Annotated in this window: 17 protein-coding genes; 11 read left to right on the top strand and 6 right to left on the bottom strand. The window is 65.9% G+C overall.

All coding sequences use genetic code 11. The annotated features are described in order from the left end of the window. Together ACT4ML_RS14525 and ACT4ML_RS14520 are read right to left on the bottom strand one after the other, a co-directional pair. A complete protein-coding gene (locus ACT4ML_RS14525) occupies positions 1-1,104 on the bottom strand; it encodes a sodium:calcium antiporter (protein ID WP_444721504.1) in 1,104 nt (367 codons plus the stop codon). Between the two features lie 124 nt (positions 1,105-1,228). Further along, positions 1,229-1,525, bottom strand: a complete 297-nt coding sequence (locus ACT4ML_RS14520) for an ArsR/SmtB family transcription factor (RefSeq protein ID WP_138244779.1) — start codon at positions 1,523-1,525, stop codon at positions 1,229-1,231. Positions 1,526-1,657: 132 nt separating this feature from the next. Here ACT4ML_RS14520 and ACT4ML_RS14515 point away from each other — a divergent pair, with 132 nt between their 5' ends. The 4 genes from ACT4ML_RS14515 to ACT4ML_RS14500 all read left to right on the top strand — a co-directional run bounded on the left by ACT4ML_RS14515 (position 1,658) and on the right by ACT4ML_RS14500 (position 4,561). Then, positions 1,658-1,960: an amphi-Trp domain-containing protein gene (locus ACT4ML_RS14515; protein ID WP_138244780.1), complete on the top strand. Its 303-nt coding sequence runs from the start codon at positions 1,658-1,660 to the stop codon at positions 1,958-1,960. 168 nt (positions 1,961-2,128) lie between these two features. Next, on the top strand, positions 2,129-3,217 hold the full coding sequence (locus tag ACT4ML_RS14510; RefSeq protein WP_444721503.1) for an SMP-30/gluconolactonase/LRE family protein: 1,089 nt from the start codon (positions 2,129-2,131) through the stop codon (positions 3,215-3,217). A 195-nt stretch (positions 3,218-3,412) separates the two neighbouring features. Further along, entirely contained in the window at positions 3,413-3,667 is a 255-nt protein-coding gene (locus ACT4ML_RS14505; RefSeq protein ID WP_444721502.1) for a HalOD1 output domain-containing protein, read from the top strand. 126 nt (positions 3,668-3,793) lie between these two features. Beyond that, entirely contained in the window at positions 3,794-4,561 is a 768-nt protein-coding gene (locus ACT4ML_RS14500) for an MOSC domain-containing protein (RefSeq protein WP_444721501.1), read from the top strand. 3 nt (positions 4,562-4,564) lie between these two features. Here ACT4ML_RS14500 and ACT4ML_RS14495 read toward each other — a convergent pair whose 3' ends face one another. Continuing rightward, a complete protein-coding gene (locus ACT4ML_RS14495; RefSeq protein ID WP_444721500.1) occupies positions 4,565-4,894 on the bottom strand; it encodes a hypothetical protein in 330 nt (109 codons plus the stop codon). A gap of 158 nt (positions 4,895-5,052) precedes the next feature. Here ACT4ML_RS14495 and ACT4ML_RS14490 point away from each other — a divergent pair, with 158 nt between their 5' ends. Then, positions 5,053-5,850 (top strand): helix-turn-helix transcriptional regulator, encoded by a 798-nt coding sequence (locus ACT4ML_RS14490; protein ID WP_444721499.1) that lies wholly within the window; start codon positions 5,053-5,055, stop codon positions 5,848-5,850. A gap of 321 nt (positions 5,851-6,171) precedes the next feature. Continuing rightward, a complete protein-coding gene (locus tag ACT4ML_RS14485) occupies positions 6,172-6,399 on the top strand; it encodes a DUF5795 family protein (RefSeq protein ID WP_138244786.1) in 228 nt (75 codons plus the stop codon). Positions 6,400-6,582: 183 nt separating this feature from the next. Here ACT4ML_RS14485 and ACT4ML_RS14480 read toward each other — a convergent pair whose 3' ends face one another. After that, on the bottom strand, positions 6,583-7,416 hold the full coding sequence (locus tag ACT4ML_RS14480; protein WP_444721498.1) for a UbiA family prenyltransferase: 834 nt from the start codon (positions 7,414-7,416) through the stop codon (positions 6,583-6,585). 373 nt (positions 7,417-7,789) lie between these two features. Between ACT4ML_RS14480 and sucC the strand changes: the two genes are divergently transcribed. From sucC to ACT4ML_RS14465, 3 genes are all read left to right on the top strand, one after another. Further along, on the top strand, positions 7,790-8,941 hold the full coding sequence (sucC, locus tag ACT4ML_RS14475) for an ADP-forming succinate--CoA ligase subunit beta (RefSeq protein ID WP_138244787.1): 1,152 nt from the start codon (positions 7,790-7,792) through the stop codon (positions 8,939-8,941). Next, entirely contained in the window at positions 8,938-9,810 is an 873-nt protein-coding gene (sucD, locus tag ACT4ML_RS14470; protein ID WP_444721497.1) for a succinate--CoA ligase subunit alpha, read from the top strand. The genes sucC and sucD overlap by 4 nt, the downstream gene beginning before the upstream one ends. Positions 9,811-9,999: 189 nt before the next feature. Further along, positions 10,000-10,155, top strand: a complete 156-nt coding sequence (locus ACT4ML_RS14465) for a hypothetical protein (protein WP_444721496.1) — start codon at positions 10,000-10,002, stop codon at positions 10,153-10,155. Positions 10,156-10,287: 132 nt separating this feature from the next. Here the strand turns inward: ACT4ML_RS14465 and ACT4ML_RS14460 are convergent, their stop codons facing one another. Together ACT4ML_RS14460 and ACT4ML_RS14455 are read right to left on the bottom strand one after the other, a co-directional pair. After that, a complete protein-coding gene (locus tag ACT4ML_RS14460; RefSeq protein WP_444721495.1) occupies positions 10,288-11,283 on the bottom strand; it encodes a hypothetical protein in 996 nt (331 codons plus the stop codon). A gap of 410 nt (positions 11,284-11,693) precedes the next feature. Then, positions 11,694-12,605: a haloalkane dehalogenase gene (locus ACT4ML_RS14455; RefSeq protein ID WP_444721494.1), complete on the bottom strand. Its 912-nt coding sequence runs from the start codon at positions 12,603-12,605 to the stop codon at positions 11,694-11,696. A gap of 242 nt (positions 12,606-12,847) precedes the next feature. Between ACT4ML_RS14455 and bioB the strand changes: the two genes are divergently transcribed. Together bioB and ACT4ML_RS14445 are read left to right on the top strand one after the other, a co-directional pair. Next, on the top strand, positions 12,848-13,954 hold the full coding sequence (gene bioB, locus ACT4ML_RS14450; RefSeq protein WP_444721493.1) for a biotin synthase BioB: 1,107 nt from the start codon (positions 12,848-12,850) through the stop codon (positions 13,952-13,954). Between the two features lie 27 nt (positions 13,955-13,981). Continuing rightward, the gene (locus tag ACT4ML_RS14445) at positions 13,982-15,043 is read left to right on the top strand and encodes a transcriptional regulator (protein ID WP_444721492.1); all 1,062 of its coding nucleotides are present in this window, start codon (positions 13,982-13,984) and stop codon (positions 15,041-15,043) included. The last annotated feature ends 32 nt before the right edge of the window (positions 15,044-15,075 follow it).

Raw genomic sequence — 15,075 nt, 5'->3', positions numbered from 1 at the left:
TCAGAGCGCTTCGGGAATCGGGATGCCGCCGAAGACGAGGAGCGAGCACAGCCAGTAGGCGACGTAGAGGCCGACGAGCGCGTAGCCGTGACGGCGGCGGATTCGGCCGGTCGAGATGACGGCGGCGGCGACGGTCGTGAGGACGACGACGGCGGGCAGATGAAAGGCAAGGACCGCCCGCGGAATCGTCACGTCGGCGACGTACGTGATGACCCCGACGTTGGCCGTCACCGAGAAGATGACGCTCCCGATGACGTGACCGATGCCGATCTCCGGGATCCCGCGGCGGACCGGCTCGATCGTCAACAGCAGGTTCTCGACGGTCAACACGAGCGTCAGCACCGTCGCGCCGAAGACGGTCTCCTCGATCCCCCACGATTCGATGATCGCCTCCGAGCCCGTCTCGAGGAGCATCGCGCCGGCCATCACGCCGATCAGCGCGACGCCGGCGAACCCGAGCCAGAAGACGCCCTCGTAGCGCCGTTCGGCGACGTACCGGTCTTCGGGGATATTCTCGAGGACGGTCCCGCTGTCGACATCGCCGATGGCGAGTTCGTCGATCGGTACGCCGCCGTCGGCCTCGATTCGCTCCGCGATCTCCGAGTCCCTGAAGACGGGAACGTCGCGCTGTATCTCTCGGAGCACGATGTAGCCGAAGAGCGCGACGAAAACGCCGGTGAGGACGAGTCCGTGGCCGAGCGTGAGCGTCTCGGCGACGACGAACGGGACCAAAAGCAGCGGCGAGACCACGAGGAGGAGCAGGTAGTCGCGTGGGACCTCGACCGGGAACGGTCTGTAGATCGCCGCGACGGCCAGCGTGATGCCGGTGATCGCGAGGGCGGTCCCGAGCGCGGTACCGAGTGCGACCTGCTCGAGTTCGCCGGCACCGAACACGAGCGCGACGACGGTGTCGTCGAACTCGATCCCGGTGAAGACGATCGCCAGCGCGAATATCGAGACGCCCAAGCCCAGCGCCGCCCGCGTGAGGTAACTGATGAGTTTTTCGACGCTGTAGGTCAGGACGATCGCGCCGACGGCGAGGACGAGGTACGCGACCCACAGCCCCCGCGCTTCGACGACGCTCTCGACGGCCGCTTCGATCATGTCCCCGATTCACGGTAGCTGTTCACATATAGCTAACAGGGCGGGGATGGATTGCCGTGGGAAATGTATACACGCTCGAGCGATCGGACCGCCGGCTCCCCGTCGACGGCGGACGGCGGTTCGATCAGTCGCGCGCGAGCCGATCGGCCCCGTCGACCTCGTCGGCCTGCAGGATGAACGTCCGCTCTGGCGGCGGCGCGACCCGTAACTCGACGTTGCGGACGAGTTCGTAGTACTTCCGGTTGCCGCGCCGGTAGTGAGCGACCAGCCCGGCCTCCTCGAGCGTCGAGAGGTGGTGGACGGCCGTCTTGCCGTCCGTTCCGGTCGCCTCCGCGAGTTCCGAGACGTACATCGGCTCCCGCGAGAGTTCCCTGAGGATGGCGAGGCGCGTCCCGTTGCCCAGCGCGTCGAGCAGGTCCATAGCACTAGATATCGCGCGCTTCGCACAAGAAGGGTTTCGGCGATCGCGCTAGATTCGCGGCTCGAGGCCCCTAGCCGACGTATCGAACCGCGTGAACGGGGCTTTATCTCCGTTGGCGTGCCAGTCAGTCCCATGAGCGACCGCGTCGACTTTCCGGACGAGCGGACCAGCGACCGCCGGACGATCACCAGCGGCTTCTTCGAACAGGAGGTGTACCTCTCCCGCGAGGAGACGGCGGCGTTCCTCCACGACCTCGCCGACCAACTCGAGGCCGGGACCTCGTTTACGATCTCCGCGTCGGAGTGGGAGATCCCCTTCGACTACAGCGATCCCGTCGAGGTCGAGATCGAGTTCGCCGAGCAACGGGAGCGCGAACTCGAGATCGAACTCGAGTTCACCGAGCCGAGCGGGGGCGACGACCTGTCGGTTCGGTAGCCGGTGGGTGTTCGCGCCACATCCCGTCCGTGCCGATCGGTGATAATGAATCGTGGAAGTGATCTAACACTATTTTGCACGCCTGTAACAGCGGGTAACCGATCGATTTGTCGAGAAACGATTGACGCGCTTTACCGGATTTCGGGTGGTCCGGTCCGTCGCAGCACCATGACTAATGACAACGTGTTCGAGACGATAGTCGGCAGCGGCGCTCGATCGGCGGTATCTCGTCGATCGGTAATCGGAGGTATCGCCGCGGCGGGAGCGCTGGCAGCGGTTCCGACCGGGGTATTCGGGAGACAGGACGAGACGGGCGCGGACGGTGACCTCGAGATCGTCGCTGACTTCGAGCCGCCGGCGATGCCCGAGAACCTCGCGATCGATTCGGCGGGAACCACCTACCTGAGTATGGGGCCGTCGGGCGAGATTCGGGCGGTCGACGCCGACGGGAACGAATCGACGTTCGCGACGATCGAGACCGGCGAGGAGGGACTCTTGCTCGGGATCACGGTGCTCGGCGGCGACCTCTACGCCGCGAACGGCTCGGGGGAACCGGAGACCCACGGCGTGTGGCGCGTCGCGGCGGACAGCGAGCCCGAACGGATCGCGGAACTCCCGGCCGACGAGACGACGCCGAACGGAATTATTCCCGATCCGACCGACTCGGACGCGCTCCTCGTCTCCGATCACCTCGGCGGCGCGATCTGGCGCGTGACGACCGACGGTGAGGCCGAGCAGTGGGTCACGGACGGGTCGCTCGAGCCGGACATGTCGGCCGAAACCCCGGTCGGCGCGGACGGGTTGGCCGTGCATCCGGACGGCGACGTCTACGTCGATAACCTCAACGCGGGGTCGATCATCCGCGTCCCGGTCGAGGACGGCGATGCTGGCGACCCCGAAACCGTCGTGCAGGACGAGGGACTCGTCGGCGCGGACGGGATGACGTTCGACGAGGAGGGATCGCTGTACGTGGCGGTAAACGCCCAAAACGAGATCGCGCGCGTGACGCCGGATCACGAGATCGAGACGGTCGTCGCCGGCGAGGGACTCGACTTCCCCGCCGACGTTCACTTCGGGACGACCGAGGAGACGGCGACCTCGCTGTACATCGCGAACTTCGCGTACGGGACCTTCCTGCAGGACGAGACGGCCGCGGAGCCGAGCCTCGCGAGGACCGACGTTGGCGTACGCGGGCACTTCCCCGACGCTGACGGGGATGGCGGAACGGCTACCGAAACCGAATCGACCGACGAGTGATCGACGGCGAGCGCGAGCGGACGAGTGAGCGCTCGCGATCGTGTCGTCCCGCATCACCGGTCTCGCCCGGCAGGTTTTCGCCGTTTCGTTGGCGAACGCTCTCGGAAATCGATGCCCCCCAATTTCCATCGGTTATAATTTACCGCCACTAACGCTTCGAAAGCTATTAATACAGCGGTGTAGCGGTAGATGGCAATGAAACAATCCCTCGCGGTCGACACCGACGAGGTGCACGAGCGGATCGTTACCGGCGTCGCGGCGCTCGAGGGGGTCGATCCACTCTCGTTACCGCCGCTGTTCGACGCGGTCGATCCCGATGCACTCACAGCGCTCTTCGCGACCACGGAGTCGGGCGGTCGCCGGTCCGGCCACGTCGGCTTTACGTACGCCGACCATCAGGTGACGATCGAGTTCGACGAGAGCGATACCCCCGTCGTGACGATCGATTGACGGCCCGTTCGGACGACCGGGCTTCCGGCCGTCGATCGGCGGACGACGCCGGCGTGGCGTTCGACCGTTGCGATCCGATTTCGTTCGAACGAAGACTAATGGTGTCTCGGCTGATACGTACCGCCGATGGCAGAACTCGAGCGGCTTCGCGCGTATCCGGTGAAGGGACTCGACGGGATCGATCTCGAGGCGGCCCCGGTGCTCGAGGGCGGGACGGTGGCCCACGACAGGGAGTTCGCCCTGTTCGACGCGGACGGCGACGTGCTCAACGGCAAACGGACCGACCGAGTACACGTTCTCGACACCGATTTCGATCCCGAGACGACCGTCCTCACGGTCGATCCGCCGGAGGGAGAGCCCCGTCGGTTCGACCTCGATGCCGACCGCGAGACCGCGGCGGCGTGGTTCAGCGAGTTCTTCGACGCGGATCTCTCGCTCGAGCGGGACGCGTCGCTCGGGTTCGTCGATCGGCGCGAGATGGGGCCCTCCGTGGTCAGTACGGCGACGCTCGAGACCGTCGCGTCGTGGTTCGACGGGATGACCGTCGAGGGCGCGCGGCGGCGAATTCGGGCGAACATCGAGGTGTCCGGCGTCGACCCCTTCTGGGAGGACCGGTTCGTCGGTGAGGACGCGCCGGCGTTCGAAATCGGCGGCGTTCGATTCGAGGGTGTCACGCCCTGTGGGCGCTGTGTCGTGCCCCAACGCGATCCCGATACCGGGGAGCCGATCGCGGAGTTTCAGGAGCGGTTCGTCCGGAAGCGAGAGGAAACGTTCCCGGACTGGGCCGACGCGGCCGCGTTCGATCACTACTACTCGCTGATGATCATCACGCGCGTCGCCGAGCGCGACCGCGGGACCACGCTTCGCGTCGGCGACCGGGTCGAAACCGTCTAATTCTCAGTGGTCGATTCCGGGGCGCTGGAACGTCGTCTCGGCTGTTCTGCTCCCGTCTCTCGGCCCCTCCATCGCGTTCTCGAGTTCCGGTGCGGCCAGTACCTCGTTCCGTTCGGGTTCGTCCGGCCGGCGGAAGTAGTAGGTGTCCGCACAGCCGGCGACCAGTTCGGAGAGCGGCTGGTCCTCGTCGTGGACGACCGAGACGAGGTCACCCGTCACCGCGATTAACGCCGCGTCGTCGGGTTTGTAGAGTGCGTCTCGGAGTTCGCTGACGGTACTGTCGGCCGGTAGCTCGAGGGTAACGCCGTCGACGGTCGCCCATCGCGTCTCCATACCCCGGTCTTCGGCCGTGACGTTCTATACGGTTGTGCCCGCAGACACAGGCCGGTCGGGATCGCGGTCGCTCGCGGCTGCCGTCCCGACGCCGTCCCGGCGAGTACCGCCCGCGGGGCCAGTGCGATAAAGTAGGTTCGCTCGGAGGACCAGACGTGATGACCGATCGAACGGGGGACGCGATCGAGACGCTCGAGTACGTGGCGCGCTCGCCGAGCCGAGTGCGGATCCTCGAGACGCTGTCCGCGGAGGGTGCCGTTTCCAGAGACGCGTTGCGAACCGAGGTCGACGTCGTGCGAACGACGCTGCAACGGAACCTGGCGGGGCTGCGAGAGCGGGGGCTGATCCGCGAGCGCGACCGGTGCTACGAACTCACGTCGGCCGGCTCGCTCGCGACGAGCGGCCTCTCGACGGCCCTCGAACGGGTCGACGCCGCGGAGCGCCTGCGTCCGGTACTCGAGCGGGTTCCGGCGACGGAACTCGCGTTCGACACCGAACGGCTGGTCGACGCGACGGTCGTCGAATCCACCACGGCGAACCCGTACGGGCCGGTCGAATACCACGCGGCGAGTCTCGCCGATGCGATACGCGCCAGAGTGGTACTGCCGGCGACCGGAGCCACCCCGCTCGAGCGGGCGAGGGAAGCCATCGAATCGGGTGCGGTCTTCGAACTGATCGTCACGGAATCGGTCGCGGAGACGTTGCGGACGGAACCATCGGTCGCGGATCCGTTCGCGGCGATCGCCGACGCCGACTCGGTTACCGTCTCGGTCGCCGAGCGCGAAATCTCGTTCTACCTCGGGATCGTCGACGACGCCGTCCAGATCGGCGTCCACGACGAGAGCGGACTCCCGACGGCGCTCCTCGAGTCGACCGACGCGGGAGTCCGGGAGTGGGCGATCGACCGGTTCGACTCCCTCGCGGAGCAGGCGACGGCGATCGATCTCGAGGCGTAGCCCTTCGTTGGTCGGGTCGCCGTCCGTCGGTCGGCGCACTCGAGCCGACGCGTGCACGCCGTGCACATGCTGTGCGGGGTACACTGATACGGCCTCGCACCGGAGTACCGATGCGGTAGGTGGTGGTTCACGCGGCGCTGACGGCAGCGGATGGGGGAGGACACGTCGACGGGCCGCGACGCAGACCGCTCGACGCCGACGCCGGTCCCGGCCCGCCCCGGGACTGCCTTTCGTTTCGAGTGAGTTGGCCTCGAGAAACGGCTCCGTTCCGCGGAATTCGATTCAGGAAACGCTTAGGATGTCGCGTCCGGTACTCCGGGTGTGAGCGAGAATCGCGTCGTTCAGGGGCGAATGGTTACGGCCGAAAAACTCGCGGAACTGGTCGAAGGCGACTCCGTGATGGAAGTCGATTCGATCGAGGAGGCCGACGAGGAGTGTCCGGACTGTGGCGGGAACGTACTGAAAGTAGTGTACATGCCGTCGGTCACCGAACTCGTTACCGGCTGGAAGTGCCAGGACTGCGACTGGAGCGAGGACGACCGGGACTGACCGTGTCTCCGGATGCCGACGGCGTCGGCAGCGGCTGCACCCAGTCGTGACTACCGGGTAGCCGTGGCCGGTCACACGATCTCTTCGTTCTGACCCGGATACGAAACCCGCGGTCGAACGGGCGAGCGACGTATCGCTCTCGCCCGGACGCGATCGGTATCGGATGTCGACTGCGATGGGCAGTCACCAGACCGCCCACTCGAGGGCCATCACGACGGCGGCGAGGAAGACGTGTTCGCCGTCGACGACGAACCCGTAGTATAGCGGGCCGCGGTCGGGGGTCGCGAAGGGAATGTACGCACAGACGTAGGCGTTCATCGCGAGCACGACGAGGAACGTCCCGGAGAGCACGCCGGTGCTGACGAGGGCGATGACCGCCGCGGCGACGGCGACGGTCGAACACAGCGACAGGAGCCGGGTCCACCGCGGGCCGAACAGGTTGGGAACCGTCGGAATCCCCTCCGCGCGGTCGCCCTCGATGTCTTTGACGTCGAAGATCACCGCGGCGATGGTGATCATGGTCGTGATATACGCGAACAGAAACAGGATTTCCGACGAGCGCAACTCGCCGTAGTAGTAGCCGACGCCGAGGGGAATCGCACCCCACGCGAGGCCGACGACGAGGTTCTTCACGAGGAAGATTTGCTTGACCCCGCCGACGGAGTACAGGAGGACGACGGCGAGCGGGAGGAGCATGTACGCCGCGCCGGGCAGTCCGAGCGCGACGGCGATCCCGATCGCAGTCACGTAGAGGGCGATCCCGAGCGCGAGCCAGAGCCGACCGTACCGCTTCGTAAACGCCGCGCGCTGCGGGACGTTTTGCTCGTCCTCCTCGAGGTCGGTGAACCGGTTGACGGTGTAGACGAACATCGTGGCCGCGAAGACGATGAATACCGGCAGGGGCTCGAGGGGAAGCTCCGCGAGAAGAACGGTCGTGACGACGACGCTGACCGTGGCGAGCGAGATGAAGAGGTTGCTGTGGACGAGAAAACGGAGGGCGGTTTTCACCGATGACACCCAACCCGACGTCCGATGCGTTGCGGTGGGGTTCGTCACAGCGGGTGCGCCTCGTGGGGTAGTAGGGAGAGGTGACGTTTGAATGCTGTGTCGGACGGTTCCGGCAGTCCCGGACTCGAACCGGCCGCCCTGCGAGAGATAGCTCCGAAGGACGATATTGGAAAATCGACTACTCACCGCGATGGTTCGGTGCCGAGTCCGAACGTGCGGGTAGGTCACACCCACCTTCGGTTGAAAACCCACAGAAATACGGTGGCGAGAAAAACGGTATGGCGGTGACGGGCCCGATGGGGTCGATACACGTCGATTGATGTCCCGCGGCGAGTGGAAACTGGCAGGATTTAAGCAAGGTCGGAACGGCCGTTCAAATGGCATGAAATTACACGAGTATCAGGCGAAGAACGTCTTCGCCGATGCCGGGATTCCGACGCCGGCTTCGGAGCTCGCCTCCGATGTCGACGGCGTCGTCACCGCGGCCGAGGAGATCGGGTATCCAGTAGCGGTGAAAGCGCAGGTACAGGTCGGCGGCCGGGGGAAGGCCGGCGGAATCAAACTCGCCGAGGACGAGGAGGAGGCCCGCGAGGCGGCCGACTCCATCCTCGGGATGGATCTGAAGGGGTATCACGTCGACCGCGTGCTCGTCGAGGAAGCGGTCGACTTCGTGAACGAACTCTACGTCGGGATCACGATGGACCGCGGCGAGGGCAAACCCGTCGCGATGGTCTCGACCAAGGGCGGCGTCAACATCGAAGAGGTCGCCGAGGAAGATCCCGAAGCGATCGCCCGCGAACACATCGATCCCTCCTTCGGGATGCATCCCTACCAAGCGCGGAAGGCCGTCTACGACGCCGGCGTCGATCAGTCGATCGCGCGCGACGTCTCGAGTGTCCTCACCACGCTCTATCAGCTCTGGGACGACAAGGACGGCGCCGACGCCGAGATCAACCCGCTGATGGTCACGAGCGACGACGAGGTCATCGCGGCCGACGCCGTGATGAACATCGACGAGGACGCTTTATTCCGCCAGCCCGAACTCGCCGAGATGGAAGAGGAGGCAGCCGGCGGCGACGAACTCGAGCAGAAGGCCGACGAGTACGGCTTCGACTACGTCCGTCTCGACGGCAACGTCGGCATCATCGGCAACGGTGCCGGGCTCGTGATGACGACGCTGGATCTGGTCGACCACTACGGCGGCCAGCCCGCGAACTTCCTGGACGTCGGTGGCGGCGCCAAGGCCGAGCGCATTTCGAACGCGCTCGACATGGTGTTCTCGGACGATAACGTCGATTCGGTCGTCTTCAACATCTTCGGCGGGATCACGCGCGGCGACGAGGTCGCCCGCGGTATCAACGAGGCGCTCGAGCAGTTCGACGAGATCCCCAAGCCGGTCGTCGTCCGACTGGCCGGAACCAACTGGGAGGAAGGCATGGAGATTCTGAACGAGGACCTCGTGACGGTCGAACAGACCCTCGAGGACGCGGTCCAGCGTGCAGTCGAGTACGCTGGGGAGGTGAACGACCAATGAGCGTACTAGTCGACGACGACACGCGCGTCGTGGTACAGGGCATCACCGGCGGGGAAGGCAAGTTCCACGCCGAACAGATGATGGAGTACGGCACCAACGTCGTCGCCGGTGCGGTCCCCGGCAAGGGCGGCCAGGAAGTCAGCGGCGTGCCGGTCTACGACACGGTCCACGAGGCCGTCGACGAGGAGAACGCCGACACCTCGGTCATCTTCGTCCCGCCGGCCTTTGCCGGCGACGCGGTTTTCGAATCGCTCGACTCCGATCTCGACCTCGCGGTCGCGATCACGGAGGGCATCCCGACCCAGGACATGGCTCGAGTCAACAAGCGCCTCTCCGAGACCGACACGCGGCTCATCGGCCCGAACTGTCCCGGTCTCATCACGCCCGGCGAGGCCAAACTCGGCATCCTTCCCGGGAACATCTTCTCGGAGGGGAACGTCGGGCTGGTCTCCCGCTCCGGGACGCTGACCTACCAGGTCGTCGATAGCCTGACCTCTCGCGGCATCGGTCAGACGACGGCCATCGGAATCGGCGGCGACCCGATCATCGGCACCGACTTCGTCGACGCCCTCGAACTGTTCGAGGACGACCCCGAGACCGACGCCATCGTCATGTGCGGCGAGATCGGCGGCGAAGACGAGGAGGAAGCGGCCGCGTTCATCGACGACTACGTCGACACGCCGGTCGCCGGCTTCATCGCCGGCCGCACCGCACCCCCGGGCAAGCGAATGGGCCACGCCGGTGCGATCGTCTCCGGCTCCGGTACCGGCACCGCAGAGAGCAAGATCTCGGCGCTCAACGACGCCGGCGTCCCCGTCGGCGACACCCCCGAAGAAGTCGCCAACCACATCGAAGAGTTCCTCTCGTAACGCTTCGATCTCGCGACCGCCTCGGTCCGTGACCGCGTTCGCGGGCCGACCGTTTTGCGGTCTTTTGTACTCGGCTCGATCGCCACTGTTCTCGAGCCACTGAGCTCTCGCTCCGCTGTGTGACTCGCAATGCACGCCCGTCGTATTCGCGCAGTAGGATCACGGGCGCTCCGCACGTCACTCGACCGTATGCCGGTCTGGCTCGAGTGTGCAAACTGCGGGCGCGAACACACCATTCCGGAGCGAGCGGACGATCCGGAGACGGGCGGCACGCAGTGTCCCGAGTGCGGCGCGAAATCGTACGCGATTCGACGAGCGGGACTCGCGTGGCATCCCGACCCGTGAGTGTGCTCGAGGCCGATCGGAGCCTGAAAGAGAGAATCCGGGAGCGTGTCGGGCTGACGTGGCTCGAATCGACGCGAGTCCGGAACGCGCGATCGCTACCGGTTCGTCAGCGGGGACGCTGAGTCGAGCAGTTCAAAACAACCCGCCGAGCGTCGACCGAAGCCGGCCGAGCGGCCCCGACGACGGGTCGTCGGCTGCCGTCGCGTCCGCATCATCGTCGGCCGCGGCCTCGGCTTGATCGGGAGCAGTCTCCGTCTCGGTCTCGGCATCGTCGCCATCGTCGATTGTCGCGTCTCCGGCCGTTTGGATGTCCGAACTGGTCTCGAGGCCCGCGTCGTCGCCGTCGTCGGCCGCGGTATCGTCTTCTAGATCATCGCGATCGTCGTCCGCCACGGCGTCGGTGCTCGAGTCGGGTTCCGCCTCTGGGGCGTCATCGGTATCGGCCGCTGCGGTCGTGTCTTCCGCAGTCACGTCCGTCGTATCGGCTGCGTCGGACTCGAGACCGTCGTCTGACTCGATCTCGAGGCCGGAATCGCTTTCGGACGGCTCGTCGACGGCCTCGGTATCGCTCGCGGTCGCCTCGTCGACGTCACCATCCCAGACCGGGGCGTCGTTCTCCGTCTCGGCGTCGCTCTCGACGGCCGACGGTTCTTCGGCGACCGCGTCAGTGCCTTCCTCAGGCGCGGCCGAGTCGCTGGTCTCGCCGTCCCGCGAATCGTCAGAGGCGTTCGGATCGATCCAGAGGAACTCCCGGTCTTTCGTGCGTCCAGTGAGGAGCAGATCCGTCAGTTCGTCGTCGTCGGCCAGCAACTCGTCGTCGACCGGCGTCGCCGGCTCGGGGTCCGGTTCGTCCGCGCTCGCGATGATATCGTCCGGACTCTCGTCCGCGAGCACGTCGTCGGCACCCCCCTCGTCGGCCGCGTCCGCGCGGAGCTGGTCGAAGATATCGGCGGCCGTCCTGTCCTCGATGCCGTCGGACCCGTCATCGGCTCGATCCCCGTCCGCCGTTTCGTCCCGGCGTTCGTCCCCCGAATCGCCGCCGGTCTCGACGTCCCCGAACAGGTCGTCGACGCTCGAGCCCACCTCGAGTGCCCCGTCGCCCGGATTGTCCGTTGTACTCTCTGTCATACTCTCGCTTCTGTGCTAGTGGATAATCACGCGACTTTAATTTTTGGAATTTTCTCAGTCACGATAGATGAGAGAAGTAATGCATTAGTGTACTGGCCGTCAGGCGGGTTCGACGGTCGCGGAAGTTGACAACTGGGCAGTTGAATAGGGTCTCGTATGCCGATACGGACAATCACGGGTGACGATAGAACGGGTCCAAACTCGACGACCGGCACGGACGGGCGGTACCAGTGCGAACTATCGTATTCGCGGGGATACGTGCGAGACGATAACAGGGCAGATCAGATCCCTCGAGGCGTCGATAGACGGCGAGCGCCTCGAGCGCGACGCAGACGAGCACGCGGAACCGGCGCAGCCTCGAGAAGTCGGACGTGGGGACACCGCGCTGAGCGCAATCGAGACCCCGTCTGCTAGCGGGCCGATGACGTTCGATCGACGAAGTCGACGATGTGTTCGGCGATTTCCACACCGGCGTCTTCCTGTAAGAAGTGGGCGGCCTCGTCGATCCAGATATCGGGCTGCTCGCTCGCGGTCGGGATGTGGTGCCGGAGCGGGTCGCGGTCGTGGGACGTGATCGGGTCCTCCCGCCCGAACAGGACGAACGCCGGTTTCTCCCACTCGCCGAGCCGGTCTCGGGTTTCCGCCAGCAGGTCCGCCCCTGGATCGTCGGGCGACTGGGGGACGAGGCCGGGGAACGTCCGCGCAGCGGCCATGTATCGCTCGTCGGGGAACGGGGCGCGGTAGGCGTCGATCACCTCTTCCGAGAGGTCCCGGTAGCAGCCGTTCCGGACGAGTCTGCCGATGTCGAGATCGTCGGCGGTCGCGACCATTTCGGCGAACTCGTGCCACCTGTCGCTCATCTCCTGTGTGCCGTCCGGCACGCCGGTGTTCATCGGAACGAGACGTGCGAATCGCTCGGGCTCGTGGGTCGAGAGCGGGAGTCCGAGGACGCCGCCCCAGTCCTGACAGACGAGCGTGATATTCGTCAGCTCGAGTTCTTCGACGAACGTCCGGAGCGCGTCGTAGTGCATCTCGACGGAGTACGCGTCGCGGTCCTCGTACCGATCGGAGCGACCGCAGCCGATCAGATCGGGGACGACGACGCGACCGCGTTCGGCCAGGGTGGGCATCATCTTCCGATAGAGGAACGACCACGTCGGCTCGCCGTGGAGACAGAGGAACGTCTCCTCGGCATCGCCGCTGCCCTCGCTACCGCCCGTTTCCACGTATGCCATGTCTAACTCGCCGATATCGACGTACTGCGGCTCGTAGTCGAAGTTCGGCACGTCCGCGAACCGTTCCTCTGAGATACTGACAACCATACGCCACGACACCACATACCACTATTCAAAGGTTCGGGAACTGAGATGAATTTGTCTCCCGTTTCCAGGCGGAGCGATCGAAACGCAGGGACATGACCGGCTCCCCTACTCACGTCGAGACGCTATTTCGGCCGTATCGGATAGTCTCCAACCCCCATCTGCGTGTTCTGCTGCTCCTCGAGAACCGTCTACTGGGGAGACCATCCAAAAACATTATATTATCGTTAACCACTTCTAGGATTGTGGTTTACGAGACTGGAAACGAGACGATCGACGGCGCCCTCGAGCGGGTGATGGCCGGCGAACGGCTCGATCGAACGGACGGGCTCGCGCTGATGGCCCAGCCGGTCGAGGCGCTCGCTGAGGCCGGCGCGGCCGTGCGCGATCGCTTCGGCGACGGCACGGTCGACGCCTGCTCGATCGTCAACGCGAAGGCGGGCAACTGTGCCGAGGACTGTGGATTCTGTGCGCAGTCGGTCCACTTCGACACCGGCATCGACACCTACGGCTTCCTCGGCCCCGAGAAAATCCTCGAGGCCGCGAAACGCGCCGAACGCGACGGTGCCCAGCGCTTCGGGATCGTCGTCGCCGAGAAGGGCGTCTCGAAGGAGCACCGCCCCGAGGAGTGGGCGGAGCTCCTCGAGTCGATCCGCCTCGTCCGCGACGAGTGCGATCTCGAGGTCGACGCCTCTCTCGGTATCCTGACCGAGGAGGAGGCCGCGATCCTCGCCGAGGAAGGAATCAATCACTACAATCACAACATCGAGACCTCCCCACGGTACTTTCCCGAGATCGTCGACTCGCACAGTTTCGAAGACCGGGTCGAAACGCTCGAGGTAGCCAAGGCGGCCGGGATGGACCTCTGTGCGGGCGTGATCCTTGGCATGGGCGAGACGCCGACCGACCGGGTCGAGGCCGCGATCGCCCTGCAGGAGATCGGGATCTCCTCGCTGCCGGTCAACGTCCTCAACCCCGTCGCGGGGACGCCGCTGGCCGAGCAGGGGGTCGACATCAGCACGGACGAAATCGTCAAGACGGTCGCGGTGTACAAACTGCTCCACCCCGAGTCGCGGGTCCGCCTGACCGGCGGCCGCGAGGTCAACCTCGCACCCGACGAGCAGCACCTGCCGCTCGAGGCCGGCGCGGACGGCCTCCTCACCGGCGATTACCTGACGACCGAGGGCCAATCCCCCGGCGAGGACTTAGAGATCATCGAACGCGCCGGCCTCGAGCCCAATCGGGACACCAACGAGTTCGATCCCGAGGAAGTCAAGGCCCGCCACGGCGGGTCGGCCGAGTCCTCGAGCGACGAGACGGCGAGTACGGGTGCGGAACCGAGCGACGACTGAGACGGCGGATTCAACACATTGACATCTATGGACGAAATCACGTTTGCGGTACTCGGAACCGGCGGTATCGGCCGACGAGCACTCGAAGTGAGCCAGCATAAAGACGCGCTGACGCCCGTCGCGGCGTGCGATCGCCACGGCGTCGCGTTCGACGGCGACGGCCTCGACGTGGACGAACTGCTGGCGGCGACGGAGGGTAATATCGACAGCGAGGTCGCGGCGGACGGCGGGTCCGGCGGGACGACCGCCGCCGAAGGCGGTGTCAAACAACACGGCCAGCAGCGGGGCGTCGTCGCCTCGAGTCAGGCCCGCCCGAGCGAAGACCCCATTCAGGAGGTCATCGACCGCGGCGACGAAATCGACGCGGTCCTGCTGGCCCTGCCGAACTACGAACACGACTTCATCCCGCGGACCGCCGACCGCTTCGTCGACGGCGACTACGCGGGCGTGCTGGTCGACGTGCTCAAGCGCTCGCGCGTGATCGGCATGCTCGACGACCGCAGCGAGGACTTCGAGGCGGCCGGGATCACCTTCGTCTGCGGCGCGGGCGCGACCCCCGGGCTGCTGACTGGCGCGGCCGCGCTCGCCGCGCAGTCGTTCGTCGAGGTCACCGATGTCGACATCCACTGGGGCGTCGGCCTCAAATCGGGCTACGAGGACAACCGCGGCACCGTCCGCGAGGACATCGCGCACCTCCCCGAGTACGACATCGAGACCGCGCGCGAGCTCTCCGAAGCCGAGATCGAGGCGATCATCGACGACCGCGACGGCGTCATCGAGTTCGAGGACATGGAACACGCCGACGACGTCCTCCTCGAGCGCGCGGGCGTTTGCGACGCCGAGGACGTCACGGTCGGCGGGATCCTCGACGTTCGCAACGACGAGAAGCCGACGACGACCACGGTCCGCGTGACCGGGCGGACCTTCGACGGCGAGACGGCGACGAACACGTTCGAACTCGGCGACGAGACGAGCATGGAGGCGAACGTCAACGGGCCCGCACTTGGTTATCTCAAGACCGGTGTCCGGCGGAACCGCGCCGGCGAGTACGGCGTCTTCGGCCCGGCGGACCTGCTGCCCGGCTTCTGAGCGTCGGCCCGGCATCGTCCGACTACTCTCGA

This window comes from Natrinema sp. LN54 (assembly GCF_052439245.1).
Taxonomy (GTDB): Archaea; Halobacteriota; Halobacteria; order Halobacteriales; family Natrialbaceae; genus Natrinema; species Natrinema versiforme_A.
The sequence above is the reverse complement of the archived record's forward strand: the minus strand, read 5'-3'. Positions and strand labels throughout refer to the sequence as shown.

What these genes read in the sequence shown, in the direction of transcription:
- ACT4ML_RS14525 (WP_444721504.1), bottom strand. Translation starts at nt 1,104, where the DNA reads ATGATCGAAGCGGCCGTCGAGAGCGTCGTCGAAGCGCGGGGGCTGTGG.
- ACT4ML_RS14520 (WP_138244779.1), bottom strand. Translation starts at nt 1,525, where the DNA reads ATGGACCTGCTCGACGCGCTGGGCAACGGGACGCGCCTCGCCATCCTC.
- ACT4ML_RS14515 (WP_138244780.1), top strand. Translation starts at nt 1,658, where the DNA reads ATGAGCGACCGCGTCGACTTTCCGGACGAGCGGACCAGCGACCGCCGG.
- ACT4ML_RS14510 (WP_444721503.1), top strand. Translation starts at nt 2,129, where the DNA reads ATGACTAATGACAACGTGTTCGAGACGATAGTCGGCAGCGGCGCTCGA.
- ACT4ML_RS14505 (WP_444721502.1), top strand. Translation starts at nt 3,413, where the DNA reads ATGAAACAATCCCTCGCGGTCGACACCGACGAGGTGCACGAGCGGATC.
- ACT4ML_RS14500 (WP_444721501.1), top strand. Translation starts at nt 3,794, where the DNA reads ATGGCAGAACTCGAGCGGCTTCGCGCGTATCCGGTGAAGGGACTCGAC.
- ACT4ML_RS14495 (WP_444721500.1), bottom strand. Translation starts at nt 4,894, where the DNA reads ATGGAGACGCGATGGGCGACCGTCGACGGCGTTACCCTCGAGCTACCG.
- ACT4ML_RS14490 (WP_444721499.1), top strand. Translation starts at nt 5,053, where the DNA reads ATGACCGATCGAACGGGGGACGCGATCGAGACGCTCGAGTACGTGGCG.
- sucC (WP_138244787.1), top strand. Translation starts at nt 7,790, where the DNA reads ATGAAATTACACGAGTATCAGGCGAAGAACGTCTTCGCCGATGCCGGG.
- sucD (WP_444721497.1), top strand. Translation starts at nt 8,938, where the DNA reads ATGAGCGTACTAGTCGACGACGACACGCGCGTCGTGGTACAGGGCATC.
- ACT4ML_RS14465 (WP_444721496.1), top strand. Translation starts at nt 10,000, where the DNA reads ATGCCGGTCTGGCTCGAGTGTGCAAACTGCGGGCGCGAACACACCATT.
- ACT4ML_RS14460 (WP_444721495.1), bottom strand. Translation starts at nt 11,283, where the DNA reads ATGACAGAGAGTACAACGGACAATCCGGGCGACGGGGCACTCGAGGTG.
- ACT4ML_RS14455 (WP_444721494.1), bottom strand. Translation starts at nt 12,605, where the DNA reads ATGGTTGTCAGTATCTCAGAGGAACGGTTCGCGGACGTGCCGAACTTC.
- ACT4ML_RS14445 (WP_444721492.1), top strand. Translation starts at nt 13,982, where the DNA reads ATGGACGAAATCACGTTTGCGGTACTCGGAACCGGCGGTATCGGCCGA.